The 16,653-nt window shown below is 74.6% G+C and carries 14 protein-coding genes; 5 read left to right on the forward strand and 9 right to left on the reverse strand.

The window, feature by feature from the left end; translation table 11 throughout:
• Positions 1–59: 59 nt before the first annotated feature.
• Both ACFXOZ_RS35905 and ACFXOZ_RS35910 read right to left on the reverse strand, forming a co-directional pair.
• Positions 60–752, reverse strand: a complete 693-nt coding sequence (locus tag ACFXOZ_RS35905; RefSeq protein WP_375895971.1) for a DedA family protein — start codon at positions 750–752, stop codon at positions 60–62.
• Positions 753–955: 203 nt separating this feature from the next.
• Positions 956–1,777 carry a class I SAM-dependent methyltransferase gene (locus ACFXOZ_RS35910; RefSeq protein ID WP_380531328.1) on the reverse strand — a complete coding sequence of 274 codons (822 nt, stop codon included), beginning with the start codon at positions 1,775–1,777 and terminating at the stop codon, positions 956–958.
• Between the two features lie 281 nt (positions 1,778–2,058).
• Between ACFXOZ_RS35910 and fabV the strand changes: the two genes are divergently transcribed.
• The gene (gene fabV, locus ACFXOZ_RS35915; RefSeq protein WP_380594116.1) at positions 2,059–3,273 is read left to right on the forward strand and encodes an enoyl-[acyl-carrier-protein] reductase FabV; all 1,215 of its coding nucleotides are present in this window, start codon (positions 2,059–2,061) and stop codon (positions 3,271–3,273) included.
• An 11-nt stretch (positions 3,274–3,284) separates the two neighbouring features.
• On the opposite strand, the gene ACFXOZ_RS35920 is transcribed toward fabV, so the two are convergent.
• Together ACFXOZ_RS35920 and ACFXOZ_RS35925 are read right to left on the reverse strand one after the other, a co-directional pair.
• Complete coding sequence (locus ACFXOZ_RS35920) at positions 3,285–4,079, reverse strand: spermidine synthase (RefSeq protein ID WP_375896042.1); 795 nt, start codon at positions 4,077–4,079, stop codon at positions 3,285–3,287.
• A gap of 71 nt (positions 4,080–4,150) precedes the next feature.
• Positions 4,151–5,122, reverse strand: a complete 972-nt coding sequence (locus tag ACFXOZ_RS35925) for an alpha/beta hydrolase (RefSeq protein ID WP_375895979.1) — start codon at positions 5,120–5,122, stop codon at positions 4,151–4,153.
• A gap of 347 nt (positions 5,123–5,469) precedes the next feature.
• On the opposite strand from ACFXOZ_RS35925, the gene ACFXOZ_RS35930 reads away from it, so the two are divergent.
• Positions 5,470–6,873 (forward strand): selenium-binding protein SBP56-related protein, encoded by a 1,404-nt coding sequence (locus ACFXOZ_RS35930; protein ID WP_380594118.1) that lies wholly within the window; start codon positions 5,470–5,472, stop codon positions 6,871–6,873.
• A gap of 12 nt (positions 6,874–6,885) precedes the next feature.
• Here the strand turns inward: ACFXOZ_RS35930 and ACFXOZ_RS35935 are convergent, their stop codons facing one another.
• The 4 genes from ACFXOZ_RS35935 to ACFXOZ_RS35950 form a co-directional block, all read right to left on the reverse strand.
• Positions 6,886–8,172 carry a globin domain-containing protein gene (locus tag ACFXOZ_RS35935; protein WP_380594121.1) on the reverse strand — a complete coding sequence of 429 codons (1,287 nt, stop codon included), beginning with the start codon at positions 8,170–8,172 and terminating at the stop codon, positions 6,886–6,888.
• A gap of 197 nt (positions 8,173–8,369) precedes the next feature.
• Complete coding sequence (locus ACFXOZ_RS35940) at positions 8,370–9,014, reverse strand: DUF6114 domain-containing protein (protein ID WP_380594123.1); 645 nt, start codon at positions 9,012–9,014, stop codon at positions 8,370–8,372.
• A 2-nt stretch (positions 9,015–9,016) separates the two neighbouring features.
• A complete protein-coding gene (locus tag ACFXOZ_RS35945; RefSeq protein ID WP_380594125.1) occupies positions 9,017–9,673 on the reverse strand; it encodes a DUF6230 family protein in 657 nt (218 codons plus the stop codon).
• Positions 9,674–9,813: 140 nt separating this feature from the next.
• Positions 9,814–10,575: a TetR/AcrR family transcriptional regulator gene (locus ACFXOZ_RS35950; RefSeq protein WP_380594127.1), complete on the reverse strand. Its 762-nt coding sequence runs from the start codon at positions 10,573–10,575 to the stop codon at positions 9,814–9,816.
• A 422-nt stretch (positions 10,576–10,997) separates the two neighbouring features.
• Between ACFXOZ_RS35950 and ACFXOZ_RS35955 the strand changes: the two genes are divergently transcribed.
• The 3 genes from ACFXOZ_RS35955 to ACFXOZ_RS35965 all read left to right on the forward strand — a co-directional run bounded on the left by ACFXOZ_RS35955 (position 10,998) and on the right by ACFXOZ_RS35965 (position 14,227).
• Positions 10,998–11,669: a Tat pathway signal sequence domain protein gene (locus ACFXOZ_RS35955; RefSeq protein ID WP_380594129.1), complete on the forward strand. Its 672-nt coding sequence runs from the start codon at positions 10,998–11,000 to the stop codon at positions 11,667–11,669.
• Between the two features lie 195 nt (positions 11,670–11,864).
• On the forward strand, positions 11,865–12,764 hold the full coding sequence (locus ACFXOZ_RS35960) for an AAA family ATPase (protein ID WP_380594131.1): 900 nt from the start codon (positions 11,865–11,867) through the stop codon (positions 12,762–12,764).
• Entirely contained in the window at positions 12,761–14,227 is a 1,467-nt protein-coding gene (locus ACFXOZ_RS35965; RefSeq protein WP_380594133.1) for a VWA domain-containing protein, read from the forward strand. Before ACFXOZ_RS35960 ends, ACFXOZ_RS35965 begins: the two co-directional genes overlap by 4 nt.
• 104 nt (positions 14,228–14,331) lie before the next feature.
• On the opposite strand, the gene ACFXOZ_RS35970 is transcribed toward ACFXOZ_RS35965, so the two are convergent.
• Complete coding sequence (locus ACFXOZ_RS35970; RefSeq protein WP_380594135.1) at positions 14,332–16,545, reverse strand: MMPL family transporter; 2,214 nt, start codon at positions 16,543–16,545, stop codon at positions 14,332–14,334.
• Between the last annotated feature and the right edge of the window lie 108 nt (positions 16,546–16,653).

The raw sequence follows: 16,653 nt of genomic DNA on the forward strand, positions 1-16,653 counted from the left end.
GGCTCCTGCACGGCCGCTCCCGATGGGCGGCCGTAGGTGTCAGTGCTGTCGGTGCGGTGTCACTCGGCGACGGGCGCCGTGGCCGACGAGGCGGCGGTGCCGGCCCCGGCGGCCGCAGCGGCCTTGGCCGCCTCCTCCGCCTCGATCTTGGCGTGGGTCTTGGCCGCACGGCGCTTCATCACCCAGGCCGAGGCCGCCCCGATCACCACGGCGGCCGCGAGGCCCGCCCAGGAGAACCGGGAGAGCCAGGGCTCGATGGCCTTGCCGACCTTGTAGACCAGCAGGGTCGTGCCACCGGCCCAGACGATGCCGCCCAGCACGTTGGCGATCAGGAACTTCCAGTACGGCATCCGGAGCGCGCCCGCGAGCGGACCGGCGAAGATGCGCAGCAGGGCGATGAAGCGGCCGAAGAAGACCGCCCACATGCCCCACTTCTGGAAGGAGCGCTCGGCGGTGGCCAGGTGGGAGGGCCCGAAGTGCTTGGGGAACTTCCGTCCGAGCTTCTCGAACAGCGGCTTGCCGCCCTTGCGGCCGATCGAGTAGCCGATCGAGTCACCGATGATCGCGCCCGCGATCGCGCAGATCGCGATCCCCCACGGGCTCACCACACCCTTGACCGCCATCAGGGACGCCGTGACCAGCGCGATCTCGCCGGGCAGCGGGATGCCCAGCGACTCGATCCCGATGATCAGGCCGATCAGGGCGTACACCGCGGTCGGTGGGACGCTCTCGATCCAGGCGTCGATGTGCAAGGCCAGTACCTCCGTGGCAGGTCGGGCCGGGGTCGGCTCCCCGTGGAGCCGCACGCCCGTCCCGGCGGTTGTCCGATGGCGGCACCCTGGCCGCTCCCCCCGGGGCGCAGCCTAACGTGCCGGGCGGCCCGTCCCCCTGGCCGATCACCCGTTGTTACGACGTACGTCCCGACTCCCATAGTTCCAGGCCGACCGGCATTTCTTCAAGATTCGGTAAAACGCAGTGCGACGACCGACGGACGCTGCTTGATCACGCGCGCGAGCGGCAGCACGGCGCGCAGCAGTCCGCGCCCGCCCTCCGGGTACACCTCCCGCACGCCGGTGACCGCCGGGTGGGCCTGCGCCAGCTTGCCGAGCTCGTCGGCGTCCATGCCGAAGGGCATCGGCGGGGCCTGGTAGTGCCGGTCCCGCAGCTTCCCGGCCACGGCCCGGCGGCCGGCCCAGCGCGGTACCGCGTCCAGCACCAGCGCGCCGCCCGGGAAGCGCTCGGCGCAGGCGGCGATCAGCGCCCGGACCTCGGTCGGCCGCAGGTACATCAGCAGGCCCTCGGTGGTGATCAGCACGCCGCGCGCCGGGTCCGGGTCGACCTCGTCCATCCAGCGCTGGTCGGTGGCCGAGCAGGCGAGGATCCGGTGGCGGTCGTCCGGCGGCAGCAGCTGCTCGCGCAGCCGGGCGGTCTCGGGCAGGTCGACGGACAGCCAGCTCGCCCGGCCGTTGTCGACCCGCCAGGCCTGGGTCTCCAGCCCGTCGCCGAGGCCGACCACGGTGCCCCGCGGGTACCGGTCGAGGAAGTCCGCGACCTCCCGGTCGAAGCAGGCCGCCCGCAGCGCCTGCACCTGGCTCACCAGCCGCGACTCCCCGAACCGGGCGGCGAACGGGAAGTCGATCCGCCCCACCAGCCCCACCGCCACCGGGTCGTGCAGCACCGCGTCGGGCCGCCGGGCCTCCACCGCCCGGTGCCACAGCGTCCACAGCGCCGTCTCGGGCACCTTCCCCAGCTCCGGACGTTCCCCGCCACCGCTCACCGCTCACTCCTTCGGACGTGCACCGTGCTCCGGCATGAACCCGCCGATTCTGACACCCGCCCCGGACCGCCCCTCCCGGCGACGCGCCGCGCCGCGCTGCGACGCGGGGCGGGGCGGGGCGGGGCGGGGCGGGCGCGTCAGTGGCGGAACACTCCAAGATCCACTCGTGATCGTTGTGCCCGGCGGTGGCCGCTGGCCGCCTCCGTGCTGTCCCAGACTGGCAACGCGGCGCCCTCTCCGGCAGCCGCCTCCACCACCCGGCCCACCCAAGGACTGCCACCGTGAGCGAGCGCGTTCTCATCCCCCGCAACCGGGGGTTCCTCTTCCTCGACTCCCACCCGGCGGGCTGCGCGCGACTGGTCGCCGACATGTGGCGGGACTGCCCCGACCCGGCCCGACTGCCGGACGGCGAAGGGCCGGTGGCCCTGATCATCGGCTCCTCGGCCGGGTACGGCCTGGCGGCCACCGTCGCCGGGCTCAAGCGGGCCGGCATCCGCGGCATCCTGGTCTCCTTCGAGAAGGGCCCCACCGAGCGGCGCACCGCCACGGCCGGCTGGTACCGCACCGCCGCCACCGCCGAACTCGCCCGCGCCGCCGGTCGGGACGTGGTCCTCCTCAACGGCGACGCCTTCTCCGACGCGATGAAGGACCAGGTCGCCGACCTGATCGAGGAGCGCTTCGGCGGCCGGCTGGACCACCTGGTCTACTCGGTGGCCGCGCCCCGGCGCACCGACCCCGACACCGGCGCCACCTACGCCTCCGTCCTCAAGCCGATCGGCCGGGCCGACCGCACCAGGACCCTCGTCTTCGACGACCGGGGCCACCCCGAGGTCCGCGAGGTCGGGACCGAACCGGCCGAGGGCGACGACATCGAGCAGACCGTCGCCGTGATGGGCGGGGCCGACTGGGAGCGCTGGATCGACCGCCTCTCCGCCCGGGGGCTCCTCGGCGAGGGCTTCACCACCGCGGCGCTCTCCTACATCGGCTCCCCGCTGACGGCGGCGATCTACCGGCAGGGCACCATCGGCGCGGCCAAGGCCCACCTGGAGGCCACCGCCCGCGCCCTGGACGAGCGGCTCGGCCAGGCGGTCGGCGGGCGGGCCGTCACCTCCGTCAACGGCGCCGCCGTCACCCAGTCCTCCACCGCCGTCCCCGGCATCGCCCTCTACACCGGGCTGCTGCGCGGCGTCCTCGGCCCGGACATGGTCCCGCCGGTGCACCAGCTCGCCACCCTGTGGGACCAGCTCACCGGCGCCGCCCCGCTCCTCCTGGACGACGAGGGCCGGGTCCGGCTGGACGGCTGGGAGCTCGCCGAGGAGGTCCAGGCCGCCGTCGCCGAACGCTGGGCGGCCGCCACCACCGACACCGTGGCCGACCTCGCCGACCTCGACTGGTTCCACGCCGAGGTCCAGCGCCTGTACGGCTTCGCCGTCCCCGGCGTCGACTACACCGCCCCGGTGGCCACCGACGTCCCCTGGCCGGGACCGGTGTCCTGATCCGGCCGGCCTCAGCCCACGCTGAACGCGCCGTCCGGCGGGGGCGGGGAGTCGGTGGCGTCCGCGTCGGTGACCGGGGCCGTGCGGCCGACCAGGGCGGCCAGCTCCGCGCCGTCGGTGAGCCGGGCCGGGAAGATGTCGCCCGCCAGCAGCCGGGTCAGCTCCGCCACCGGCAGTGGGGCCGTCGAGCCGGCCAGCATGATGTTGCCGTACCGGCGCCCGCGCAGCACCGGGGCCTCCGCCACCAGGCACACGTACGGGAACACCGCCCGCACCGTGGCCGCCTGGGCCCGGGCGAAGGCCAGCGGCGGGCCGTCCGCCAGGTTGGCCGCGTAGCAGCCGCCCGGGCGCAGCGCCGCCGCGGCCAGCCGGAGGAACTCCACCGAGGTGAGGTGCGCCGGGGTGCGGGAGCCGTGGAAGACGTCCGCGATCAGCAGGTCCTGCGAGCCGGCCGGGGTGGCCGCCAGGGCCGCCCGGGCGTCGCCGACCGTCGCGGTGACGTCCGCGCCGGGGCCCTGCCAGGGCAGGTGCGCGGCGACCAGTTCCAGCAGCGGCCCGTCCACCTCCACCACGCGCTGCCGCGAACCGGGGCGGGTGGCGGCCAGGTAGCGCGGCATGGTGAGCGCGCCACCGCCCAGGTGCAGCACGTCCAGCGGCCGGCCGGCGGGCGCCAGGGCGTCGGCGAGGTGGCCGAGCCGGCGGGTGTACTCGAACTCCAGGTGGGTCGGGTCGGCGAGGTCGACGTACGACTGCGGGGTGCCGTCCAGGGTGAGCAGCCAGCCGCCGTCCCGGTCGATGTCCGGCATGAGCTTGGCGAAGCCCAGGTCGGTGGCCCGCCCGACCGGCACCGGCTCGTCCGCCTCCACCGGCCCGTCCGTCACGCGGGCTCCCCCACCGGGCGCACGTCCAGGTAGGCCGCCAGCCAGCGGTCCAGCTCGGCGAACACCGCGGTCCGGGCCGTTTCGCCGGACAGCACCAGGTCGTGCATGCCGCCCTCGATCCGCACCACCGTGACGTGCCGGCCCAGCCGCGGCCCCTGCGCGGCGATGTCGTCGGCGCGCAGCACCCCGTCGGCGTGGTGCAGGGCGTTGTGCCACTTGGTGGTGGAGACCGACCTCGTCGAGGCCATCAGCAGCACCGGCACGTCGATCCCCAGACCGTGCCGCAGCTGCCGGTGCCCCTGGTGGATCGCCGACAGCCAGCCCGCGTACAGCGGGAAGCCCTCGGCCGGCTTGAGGGTGAGGTCGAAGTCCCACTCGCCCTTGTGGTCCTTGTGCAGGCTGTGGGTGTAGTGGGGGTTCAGCGAGGACGGCAGGATCCGGGTCGGCTTCATCCGCGCGAGCGCCGTCACCACCGGCCCGCCCGCCGTCCGCACGGCCGCCCCGGCGGGCATCGACAGGAACGGACTGTTCAGGAACAGCCCGTCCACCAGCCCCCGCCCGGCCCGGCGCCCCGCCCACAGGGCCCCCACCAGCCCGCCGGTGGAGTGCCCGTTCAGCAGCAGCTGCCGGTGCCCGTCCACCTCCCGGATGATCCGCACCGCCTCGTCGATCTCCTCGTCGTACTCGGCGAGGTCGCGGACGAAGTTCGGCGACTGGTGCGGCCGCAGCGAGCGCCCGTACTTGCGCAGGTCCAGGGCGTAGAACGAGAACCCGAGCGCGGCGTAGTGCTCCGCCAGGTTGGTCTGGAAGAAGTAGTCGTTGTACCCGTGGACGTACAGCACCGCCCGCTCCGCCCCCGGCACCACCCGCCGCACCAGCGTCGCGCAGACCGCCCCCTCGTCATCGGACCGCAGCGTCAGCTCGGCCGCCTCGTAGGGGGCACCCAGGATGTCTTCCCGAAACTCCATCTGCCGCCGCACCCGTCCCTCTGCTCCGCCCGCCCTTCCGGCAGGTCACCACCCGTTCCGCCCCCGACCATACCGGCCGGTAGCCGCGGCCCGCGCGGCAGCCGTCCCGAAGCGCTCCGGGGCGAACGGCCGGAGGCCGGGGTGGCGACGGTCGGCGGGTGGAGGGCCGCCGTCACGTGCGCGGCCACGGCCTGGACGACGCTGCCCGGCTGTCGCCCCCGCTGACGCCGTCGTGCACCGCGCAAGGGTAGCCGTCCGCGCTTCCCCGTCGCTTCGCGTGCGCCTGCTGTGCGCCGGTGGTCGTGTGGAACGCTTCCCGGACGGACACGGCGAGTTGGGGAGTCTGCATGCAGCACGGGCACATCGATCCGTCGCTCTACCGGTCGGCGGCGGAGGCGATCGCGGCGCCGCCGGAGAAACTGGCGTACGTGGCCGGGTTCGACCGGGCGGGGCGGCAGCCGGATGCCCTGCTCACCGTGGACACCGACCCGGCGTCGCCGAGTTACGGGAAGGTCCTCAACTTCGCCGAACTGCCGACCCTCGGGGACGAGTTGCACCACTTCGGCTGGAACGCCTGCTCCAGCGCGCTGGCGCACGCCTGCCACGAGAACCCGGAGCGGCGGTTCCTGCTCCTCCCGGGGCTGCGGTCGTCGCGGCTGCACGTGATGGACACCCGGCCGGACCCGGTGCGGCCGCGCCTGGTGAAGACGGTCGAGGCGAAGGAGCTGGCCGCGAAGGCGGGTTACTCGCGGCCGCACACCCTGCACTGCGGCCCGGAGGGGGTGTTCCTGTCCTGCCTCGGCGCGGGTGACGGCGGCGACGGGCCCGGCGGGGTGGCGCTGCTGGACCACACCACCTTCGAGGTGCTGCGCCCCTGGGAGACGGAGCGCGGGCCGCAGCACTTCGCGTACGACGTCTGGTGGCACCTGGGGACCGACGTGGGGGTGACCAGCGAGTGGGGCACCCCGTGGATGGTCGAGGACGGGGTGCTGCCCGAGCAGCTGCTCGCCCGCAAGTACGGGCACGCTCTGCACTTCTGGGAGCTGGGCACCGGCCGGCACCTCCAGCGGGTCGACCTGGGGGACCAGTACCAGATGGTGCTGGAGCTGCGCCCCGCGCACGACCCGCAGGCGGAGTGGGGCTTCGCCGGGGTGGTGGTGAACGTGGAGGACCTCTCCTCCTCGGTCTGGCTCTGGTACCGGGACGGCCCGGCGTTCACCGCCCGCAAGGTGATCGAGATCCCGGCCGAGCCCGCCCGGGCCGAGGAACTCCCGCCCGCGCTGCGGCCGTTCGGGGCGGTGCCGCCGCTGGTGACCGACATCAACCTGTCGGTGGACGACCGCTGGCTGTACGTGTCGGCCTGGGGCACCGGCGAGCTGTTCCAGTACGACGTGTCGGACCCGTTCCACCCCCGGCTGGCCTCCTCCGTCCGCCTCGGCGGCGTCACCGCCCGCACCCCGCACCCGGCCGAGCCGGGGCGGCCGCTGAGCGGGGCGCCGCAGATGGTGGAGATCAGCCGGGACGGACGGCGGCTCTACCTCACCAACTCCCTGTACGGCGCCTGGGACGACCAGTTCTACCCGGACGGCATCGAACCGTGGATGGTCAAGCTGGACGCCGACCCGGAGGCCGGCGGCCTGAGCGTCGACGAGCGGTTCTTCCCGCACGGCGCCGACTTCCGCGGGCTGCGCGTCCACCAGACCCACCTGGCGGGCGGGGACGCCTCCTCGGACTCGTACTGCTACCGGTGAGCCCCGGCGGGGCTACCGGTAGGCCGACCGGTCGAACCGGATCCGGTCCAACGGGATTCCCACCGCGAGGAGTTCGGAGCGGACTGCGGCGATCATCCCGGCCGGGCCGCTGACGCAGGCGAGGTGCTCGCGCCAGTCCCCGGCGGCGGCGACGGCGTCGGCGAGGCGGCCGGCCGTCACCGGGGTGAGCGACAACCAGGGCTTGTGCAGGCCGAGTTCGGAGAGGGACTGCCAGTCGTAGAGGTCGGACCGGTCGCGGGCGCCGACGAAGAGGTGCACCCGGCGGCCCGGCGGGCGGTGCAGTGCCTGCTGTTCGACGATCGCCTTCATCGGGGCGAGTCCGGTGCCGCCCGCGACCAGCAGCAGGTCGCGGGCGTCGCCGTCGGGCAGCAGGCCGCCGCGCGGCGGGCCGAGGCGCAGCCGGTCGCCGAGGGCGGTGTGCTCGACCAGGGCCGCGCTGACGCCGCCGGGGCCGGTCCGGCGGACGTGGAACTCCAACTCGTTGTCGCCGCGCGGGGCGCAGCCCATCGAGTACTGCCGCCAGGTGTGCGGCAGCGTCGGGTGTTCGACCGTGCCGTACTGGCCGGCCCGGTAGGGGTAGGGCTCCCCGGTACGCACCCGGACCACGGCGAGGTCGGGGCGGCGGCGCTCGTGGCCGGTCACCACGGCGTGCCAGTACGGGGGTTCGGTGAGCGCCGAGTCGGCGCCGGCGACCATCGCGCCGACGGCGAACCGCAGCATCCGCACCCAGGCGGCTTCGAGCTCCTGCGTCCACCGTTCGGCGGCCCGGTGCCGGAGGGCCGCGCACAGGGCCTCCTCGAAGGCCGCGTAGTGGACCGGCCGGACGCCCAGCTTCCGGTGGTCGCGGCCGAGTTGGCGGAGCATGCGGGCGAGGTCGGCGGGCTGGTGCAGGTGGTCGATCAGGTGGTGGAAGATGCGTTCCAGGTGGGCCTGCTGGAACTCCATCGAGGCGGGGAAGAGCGGGCGCAGGAAGGGGCGGCGGCGGAACATGACCGCGTAGAGCCGGTCGATCAGGTCCGCGAGCGGGGCGACGGCTCCGAGTTCGCGCCGGATCAGGTGCTGGTCCTCGGCGCCGTCGTGGTCCCCGTAGTCCTGGTCCCCGTAGTCCTGGTGGTCCTCGCGGCCGTCGCGGCCCGGGCCTGCACCGGACCGGGGCCCCGACGGCGCTGCGGGGCTGAGGAGTTGGCGCCGTAGTCGCATCGCGTGGTGGCGGGCGATCAGACGGTCGTACTCGGCGGTGGCGGTGGCGGCCGCGTCGGCCTGGCTGCTGTAGTCCATGACCTGCCCAGTCAACTGCCGGGCCACCGGGGCGGGAAGGGCCGATGGCCCCGGACGGTCCCGGGACCATCGGCCCTCCGTGGCCGGCGCGCGGCCCGCGGCGCACGGCCCGGGCACGGCGGAGCGCCCCGCGCACCCGGTGCTCTCCCACCACCGGTGCGCGGGCGCCGCCGGTGACTCCCGGCAGGTCCCGGCCCTCAGGCCCCGGCCGCCCCTGCCCCGGCTCCGGCCCCGGCCGCGCCCGCCCCCGTCCCTGCCCCCGCCCGGCGCGCGGCGCGGCGGTCCTCCCGCCGCTGCCTCCCACGGCGCAGCGGCTGGTCGGGCACCCACCCGAAGGTCAGGCAGGCACCCACGATCCCGAGCAGCATGCCGATCACGAAGCCGCCCAGGTTGGAGGTCACCCAACTGCCCAGCGAGGCGAGCGCGGCGAGGATGGAGTAGAACAGCCGCTGGGTCGGGTTGAACAGGATCAGCAGGCCGCACAGCAGCATCACCGACGGCACCAGGTACCCGGCCAGGCCCACCAGTGAGATGTGCAGCAGGACGGGTAGCGGGGCCCACAGGGTGAACAGGATCTCGGCGCCGCCGAGGGTCACCAGCAGCCCGCCCCAGAACGGCCGGTTACCCCGCCAGTCGCGTTTGACCGGGCCCGCGGGGCTCGCGGGCGTAGCGGTCGCGGCGGCTCCGGCGGGAGCGACGGCCCCTGCGGGAGCGGTGGCGGGGCCGGCGACGGGGGCGGCGGTCGCGGGGGCGGTGGCGGCCGTCCCCGCGGCCGCCACCTCCTCGGTCCGCTCAGCGGCGCCCTCGCCGGTCGCGGCCGGCTCCGGTACGGACTCCGTCATGTTCAGCAGCCCTTGGAGCTGAAGCTCAGCCGGAGGTTGGGCAACTTGAACCCGACGGCGGTGCTGGCGTAGTTGTGCTGGTTGAGGTGGGTCAGCGTGACGTGGTCGGCCTGCTGGCCGAAGACGCCCGGCTGGCCCTTCCCGACCGGGCCGGCCTTGGTGTAGGTGCTGGCGTCGCCGCCGATCTCGATGTTCTTGAACTCCGCGTCGCCGGACAGCAGATCGGAGTCGGTGGTGAGGTCGGAGGCGGACACCGGGGTGCCCTTGTCGCCCGCGTGGATCACCAGGCTGACGCCGCCGAGGTCGACGGCCTGGCACAGGTTGGTGATCTGGGCGGCCTTGATCGCCGAGACCGCCACCAGGACCTGCCCACCGGTGTTGCCCGCGTTGGGGCTGTCCGGGATCATCGAGTCCAGCGAGCCGAACTGGGCGAAGCCGTCACCGTCGAGCTTGTCGGCGGTGATGGTGAACGGCATGCCGGAGATGGAGAACTGCGCGGCGAGCACGCCCTGCGCGGTGAGGGTCATCAGGATGCCCCCGACCGCGACGGCCGGTACGGCCATCAGGGCGGAGCGCTTCATGCGGACCCGTCCTCTTCTGGTCCCGGTCGGCGTCTGCGGGGTTTCCGCCGCGGCGGCGGCTTCCTCGGACATGGCCATGTGTGCTCCCTGTGGATGGATGGGGTGTGCAGGCAGCTGGCACGTTGTCCTGGCGCGGACAGCGTTCCGCGCCCCGACCGGGCCGTCCGCCCCTCGGCAGCGGGGCGGATCCGTTCGGAGCGCGCTGGGTAACTGGGAAGCTACTGCCCGGTATTCGCCGGGTCAATACGGGTGCACGAAGGATCTTCACCAATCCTCCGGGTCGGGCCGTCCAGCCGGTCGGCCGCTTCGGCCGGACCGAGGAAGGGGGCGAGGCAGAACATGCTCAACACCGGGAGCAGATCGGTCAGTTGATCGGTGCGCCCGGAGGAGATCAGCCGGTAGACCGCGCTGTAGACACCGCCCACCACGGCGTCGACCATCTGCCGCACCCCGACCCCGCCCGGGAGTTGCGGCACGTCGGCGAAGAACGCCCGGAAGCGGATGAGCAGTTGTTCCCGCTCACGACGGCCGGCCGGGCCGACCGCCTCGATCTCGATCACCGCCATGGTCGCGAAGGACGGTGTGCCCGCGAGGAGTTGGAGCATCGCGTCGAGCGCCTGGCGGATCCCGGAGCACCAGTCGGATTCGGCCGCGAAGGCCGCCGCCATCCGCCGGATCACCACCCCAGTGCCGTACCGGTGCGCGGCCAGGAAGGCGTCCTCCTTGCCGCTGAACAGCTCGTAGAAGACCGGCCTGGTCACGCCCGCCGCGCGGCAGATGTCGCTCACCGTCGCGTGCTGGTAGCCGCGTTCGGCCACCGTCCGGACCAGGCCGTCCAGCAGCCGTTCGCGCTGGGTCGCGGCGACCACTCCGGCGGGCTGCCGGCGCGGCCCCGGCTTGATCGACCTGGCCGGATCCCGGCCGGTCCGGGCACCCGGCAGCAGGATCAGGTCGGCACTCCGGAGGTGTTTGGGATCCATCACCAACTCCTGTGTCCTGTATTGACATTGACGTAACGACGGGTTTACAACACTGCCAGGTTTCCAATCGGTCGGCGCGCAGGCCGCCACCGGTCGGATCCAGGGGCTCCGACGGCCCCGGGCGAACCGCCCGGACCGCCGGACCAGGGCGGGAGCCGGGCCCGCGGCGGTGGCAGCCGCCGACCGCCGCCCCACCACGGAGCCACCGCACCACCGTCGCACCGTCGCACCGCTGCACCCGTACCGCTGCACCGCTGCACGAACACCGTCGTACCCCAGGAGCGGGCCCGTGGCGCCGGGCCCGCCCGCACCCGTGGTCCGACAGAGCTCCCGGTACGCCATGCACCTCCCCCGTCGTGCACACCACCACACCCGCACGCGGGGATTCCCCCACCCGTCCCCGGACGGAGAGAGGCACCCTCATGCGCATCCGTCGCACGCTCGCAGCCGCATCCCTCGCCGCCTTCGCGCTCACCGGCGCCGCCGTCGCACCGGCCCAGGCCGACTCCCCCGCCGTCCTCACCCAGGGCAGCGCCGGCGGCGCGGCCATCGCCGTCGGCGACACCCTGGTCGCCAACCTGGCGCCCGGCACCGCCGCGACCTTCACCAACGGCGCGGGCAGCACCACCGGGGTGAGCTGCGCCAACTCCTCGTTCTCCGCGACCGTGACGTCCAACCCGACCGCGCCCGGCAGCGCGACCGAGCAGCTCAACAGCCAGTCCTTCGGCTCCTGCACCTCCAACGTCTTCGGCGTCCGGAGCGTCAAGAGCGTCACGGCCACCAGCCTGCCGTACACCAACACCGTCACCTCCGGCTCCGGCACCAACGTGTCGCTCAACGGCACCGGCGCCGGCCCGGTGGGCATCACCGTGGTCCTCAACACCCTGCTCGGCACCGTCACCTGCGTCTACCAGAGCCCCAGCGGCATCACCGGCTCCACCTCGAACGCCGACAACAGCATCAGCTTCGCCAACCAGCCCGCCAACCTGGTGTCCGGCCCGGGCCTGTGCTTCTCGACCGGCTACTTCAGCGCCACCTACGGCCCGGTCACCGACAGCTCCGTCGCCGGCAGCCCGGTCCTCTGGGTCAACTGACGCCCCTGGCACCCGGATCCGTCCGAGCGGCGTACGGCGGGCAACCGCCCTCCGTACGCCGCTCCACCGATCCCCGAGAGTGCCCCCGAGAAGGCCCCCGACAACGCCCCGGGACAAGCAAGTGACCGGCCGGTAGGGTGGCGCTGCACGGGCCCCGACGGGACGGGCGCGGCGGACCGGAACGGGGCGGCTCGGATGACCAGCGGCAGCGACGGCAGCGACGGCAGCACCACCGGCACGGGCTTCTTCGCCTCGGTGGCGGACACCGCCGAGCGACTCGCCGCGACCAGCTACCTCGCCTCCACGGCCGTGGCCACCACCGTCTTCCTGGCCGACCGGCTCGGCAAGCCGCTGCTGGTGGAGGGCCCCGCCGGAGTCGGCAAGACCGAACTCGCCAAGGCCGTCGCCGAACTGGGCGCGGCCCGGCTGGTACGGCTCCAGTGCTACGAGGGCATCGACGAGGCCCGCGCGCTCTACGAGTGGAACCACGCCAAGCAGCTGCTGCGGATCACCGCCGGCCGCGACGAGGGCTGGGAGGAAGCCCGCGGCGACATCTTCGGCGAGGAGTTCCTGCTCACCCGCCCGCTGCTCACCGCGATCCGCGGCGAGGAGCCCACCGTCCTGCTGATCGACGAGATGGACAAGGCCGACGTCGAGGTGGAGGCACTGCTGCTGGAGGTGCTCAGCGACTTCCAGGTGACCGTCCCCGAGCTCGGCACCATCACCGCGACCCGCCGCCCCTTCGTCCTGCTCACCTCCAACGCCACCCGCGAGCTCTCCGAGGCGCTGCGCCGCCGCTGCCTGTTCCTCCACCTCGACTACCCGGACGCCGAGTTGGAGCGCCGGATCGTCCGGCTCAAGGTGCCGGGGCTGGACGCGACGCTGGCCGAGTCGCTGGTCCGGGTGGTCGGCGCGCTGCGCGCGATGGACCTGCGCAAGGCCCCCTCGGTCGCCGAGACCATCGACTGGGCCCGCACCCTGCTGGCCCTCGGCGCGGACACCCTGGACGACGCGGTCGTCCGGGACACCCTCGGGGTGATCCTCAAGCACCAGGACGACGTCCGCAAGGCCGCCCAGAAGCTCACCCTCGCGTGAGCACCCCGGGGGCCACCGACACCGCCGCCCGGCTGACCGGACTGGTCCGCGCCCTGCGCGGGCACGGCCTGCGGATCGGCCCGGCCGAGACGGTGGACGCCGCCGCCGTGCTCGACGTGCTCGGCTTCGCCGACCGGGAGCAGATGCGGGCCGGACTGGCCGCCGCCCTGCTGCGCTCGGACGGCCAACGGGCGGTCTTCGACGCCACCTTCGACCTGTTCTTCCCGCTCGGCGTCGGCACCCCCGAGGCCCTGCGCACCCCCGAGGCCCGGCACGGCACCGACCCCTCGGCCGAGCCCGCGCCGCAGACCGCGGAGCCGCCGCGCTTCGGCCGCCCCGACCCGCTCCGCGACCGGCTGCGCGAGCGCCTCGCCGCCGCCCTGGCCGCCGACGACCGGGCCGCCCAGGCCCGGCTGGCCGGCGAGGTGATCGAGGCCTTCGGCCGGTACGGCACCGGCAGCACCCCCGGCTCGGACGGCTGGTCCGCCCACCAGGCGCTCGGCCGGCTGGCCCCCGAGACCCTGCTCGCCCGGATCCTCGCCGGCCTGCGGGACCAGGGCCCGGACGGCCACGCCGACCGTGACCTCGCCGACCGCGTCCTCGCCGACGAGATCCGCCGCCGCATCCGGGACTTCCGCGCCCTGGTCTCCGCCGAGGCCCGCCGCCGGGTCGCCGAACTGCGCGGCGCCGAACGGATCGCGGAGCGGGCCGTCGCCCCCACCGTCGACCGGATCGACTTCCTGGCCGCCGGCCGCGACCAGCTCGCCGAACTGCGCCGCACCGTGCACCCGTTGGCCCGCAAGCTGGCCACCCGGCTGGCCGCCCGGCGCCGCCGCGCCGCCCGCGGGCGGATCGACCTGCGGCGCACCCTGCGCCGCTCCCTCGGCACCGGCGGGGTGCCGCTGCGCCCGGCGTACCGGCTGCGCCGCCCGGCCCGGCCGGAGCTGGTGCTGCTGTGCGACGTCTCCGGCTCGGTGGCCGGCTTCGCCGATTTCACCATGCTGCTGGTGCAGGCGATGGGCGAACAGTTCAGCAAGGTCCGGGTGTTCGCCTTCGTCAACCGCACCGCCGAGGTCACCGACCTGCTGCGGCGGGGCGAGGGCGACCCGGCCCGGCTCGCCGCCCGCATCGTCGCCGAGGCCCGGGTGACGGGCTACCACGGCAACAGCGACTACGGCTCCGCCCTGGGCGAGTTCGCCGACCACCACCTGGCCGCCGTCGGCCCCCGCACCTGCGTGCTCGTCCTCGGCGACGCCCGCAACAACCACCGCGACCCCCACCCGGAGGCGCTGCGCCGGATCGCCTCCCGCGCCCGCCGGGTCATCTGGCTCAACCCCGAACGCCCCGCGCTCTGGACGACCGGCGACTCCGCCGCCCCGACGTACGCGGACGTGGTGGAGATGCACTCCTGCCGCAACGCCCGCCGCCTCGGCGAACTGATCGCCCGCCTGCTGCCGGTCTGACGCGTACGGCCCGAGGCCGCCGGCCCGGCCGCTGGGGAGCAGCGACGGGCCGGCGGCCTCGGGTGGTCTGCGGGCACTCAGGCAGTCAGTGGGCGCCCCGGCTGTCAGCGCGCGCCGAGGTGGTCCGGGGCCGGGCGCGGCGCCGCGACGGGCGGCCGGGCGTCGGTGCCGGGCGCGGCGGCCGGGGCCGGTCGCAGCGGCCACCAGAGGGCGCGGCCGAGCAGGGCGGCCAGGGCCGGCACGGTGACCAGGGAGAGCACCAGCGCGGAGAGCAGGATGCCCAGCGTCAGCGAGAAGGCGACCTGCTCGCTGCCCGGGGTGGTGGCCAGCGTCGCGAAGGATCCGGCCAGCACCAGGCCGGCGGTGGCGACGGCCGGGGCGGTGTGCCGGACGGCGCGGGCCACGGCGGAGCGGGCCGACCCGGGCCGGTGCATCTCCTCGCGGATCCGGTCGGTGATCAGGATGTTGTAGTCGGTGCCGAGCGCGACCACGAACAGGAACAGCACCAGCGGGAGCGTGAAGGAGACACCGGGCCGGTCCAGCCCGTGCTGGAACAGCAGGGTGGCCGCGCCGAGGGTGGCGGCGAACCCGAGGCCGACGGAGAGCATCAGCGCGACCGGGGCGAGCAGGCTGCGCAGGAGCAGCAGCAGGATCAGGGCGATCAGGGCGGCCGCGACCGGGAAGACCACGGTGAGGTCGCGGTCGACGGCGGTGGCGATGTCGGCGAAGATCGCCGCGGTGCCGCCGACGTGGCCGACCGTCCCGGCCGGGGTGTGGGCGGCGACCGCGGCGCGGACCGGGCCGGAGGCGAGGTCCCGGGCGCGCTGGCTCTGCGGGTCGGCGTTCAGGTAGAGGTCGATCCGGGCGGCCCGGTGGTTGTCGGCGAGGACGGGCCGGCCGACCTGGCCCACCCCTTCGACGCCCTTGAGCTCGCGGGCCAGGCCGTCGAAGCGGGCCGCGTCGACGGTGCCGCCGTCCCGGGCGACCAGGTAGACGGTCGTCGGGTCGGAGACGCCGGCGGGCATGGCCCGGGCGATCTCGGCGGCGGTGGCGGCGGCGGCCGTGGTGGTGGAGTCGCCCTGGCTGTAGTCCATCTTGAGTCCGGCGGTGCCGGCGGCCAGCGTGCCCAGCAGGGCGACGGAGGCGAGCAGCAGCGCCAGCGGCCGGCGGGCGACGAGCTCACCGAAGCGGGCGGCGACGCCCGGGCGCGGCTCCCGGCGCAGGGCGCGGGAGGGCCAGAAGATCCCGCGGCCGCAGGCGGCGAGCAGGGCGGGCATCAGGGTGAGGCTGCCCAGCAGCATGACCAGCACGGCGACGGCGACGGCCGGGCCGAGCGAGCGGAACTGGCCGAAGCTCGCCACGGCCAGGGTGGCGAAGGCGGCGACGATGGTCAGCGCGGCGGAGGTGATCGCGGTGCCGACCTTGCCGGACACCTCGGCGGCGGCCTCCCGGGCGTTCTGCTCGGGCCGGGCGCGCAACTGCTCGCGGAACCGGAAGAGCAGGAACAGCAGGTAGTCCACGCCGATGCCGAGCAGCACCACCCCGATCAGGCTGGGGGTAGAGCTGTCCAGCTTGAGACCGGTGAGGGCGGCCGCGCCGGCCACGGCGCCGCCGGCCGCGCCGCTGACCATGGCGACCGCGAGCAGCGGCAGCAGGGCGGCGAGCACGCTGCGGAAGACCAGCACGTTGAGCAGCACGATCAGTGCGGTGAGCAGGGCGCTGCCGAGCACCATGGCGCCCCGGTTGGCCTCGGTGGTGTCGGACACCTGGGCGAGTCCGCCGGTGAACCCGGTGCGCATGCCGATCCCGTCGAACTGGGCCCGGGCCTGGTCCCGGAAGGTGCGGTAGACGCCCTGGACGCCCTCGTCCGCGGCGTTGCCGGTCAGTTCGACGCTGAGCAGTTCGAAGGTGCGGTCCGGTGCGACCGTGGCGGGAGCGACCCGGGGCGTCTGGGAGCGGTCGGGGACCAGCGCGGCCGGCTCGTCCGGCTTCCGGGGCATGGTGACCTTGCGTTCCCCCAGCTTGGCGGCGCCGGCCTCGATCTTGTGCTGGTCGTCGGCGGTGAGCGCCTTCCCGTCGGTGCGGGCGACCAGCACGGTGACGGTGGTGGCGTCCGGCTTGATGCCGAAGTCCTGCTCGGCGATCCGCAGTGCGGCCGCCGAGTCGTAGCTGCGCGGCAGGAACTCCCCGCTCTGCGACTGGGTCACCCGGGACATCAGCATCGGGCTGAGCACGGCCAGCCCCATGCCCAGCACCGCCCACACGGCGATGACCTTCCAGGCGTGTCGGGTGGAGAATCCGGTCAGTGCGCGGATCACTGTTCCTCCGGTCGGTGGACGCGAACGTCGGCCTCTGGACCGGGGGTTCCCGGCCTGTTCCAAGACCATCAGCCGCGGGGGTGCCGGGGCGTCCTGGCAGCGGAGGAT

It is taken from the genome of Kitasatospora sp. NPDC059160, from assembly GCF_042755465.1.
In the GTDB taxonomy this organism is placed as follows: domain Bacteria; phylum Actinomycetota; class Actinomycetes; order Streptomycetales; family Streptomycetaceae; genus Kitasatospora.

Excerpts from the sequence above, each read along its gene's own strand:
- ACFXOZ_RS35935 (WP_380594121.1), bottom strand. The coding sequence starts at position 8,172 with ATGGACTACAGCAGCCAGGCCGACGCGGCCGCCACCGCCACCGCCGAG.
- ACFXOZ_RS35925 (WP_375895979.1), bottom strand. The coding sequence starts at position 5,122 with ATGGAGTTTCGGGAAGACATCCTGGGTGCCCCCTACGAGGCGGCCGAG.
- ACFXOZ_RS35955 (WP_380594129.1), top strand. The coding sequence starts at position 10,998 with ATGCGCATCCGTCGCACGCTCGCAGCCGCATCCCTCGCCGCCTTCGCG.
- ACFXOZ_RS35945 (WP_380594125.1), bottom strand. The coding sequence starts at position 9,673 with ATGGCCATGTCCGAGGAAGCCGCCGCCGCGGCGGAAACCCCGCAGACG.
- ACFXOZ_RS35950 (WP_380594127.1), bottom strand. The coding sequence starts at position 10,575 with ATGGATCCCAAACACCTCCGGAGTGCCGACCTGATCCTGCTGCCGGGT.
- ACFXOZ_RS35920 (WP_375896042.1), bottom strand. The coding sequence starts at position 4,079 with ATGCCGGACATCGACCGGGACGGCGGCTGGCTGCTCACCCTGGACGGC.
- ACFXOZ_RS35930 (WP_380594118.1), top strand. The coding sequence starts at position 5,470 with ATGCAGCACGGGCACATCGATCCGTCGCTCTACCGGTCGGCGGCGGAG.
- ACFXOZ_RS35940 (WP_380594123.1), bottom strand. The coding sequence starts at position 9,014 with ATGACGGAGTCCGTACCGGAGCCGGCCGCGACCGGCGAGGGCGCCGCT.
- ACFXOZ_RS35960 (WP_380594131.1), top strand. The coding sequence starts at position 11,865 with ATGACCAGCGGCAGCGACGGCAGCGACGGCAGCACCACCGGCACGGGC.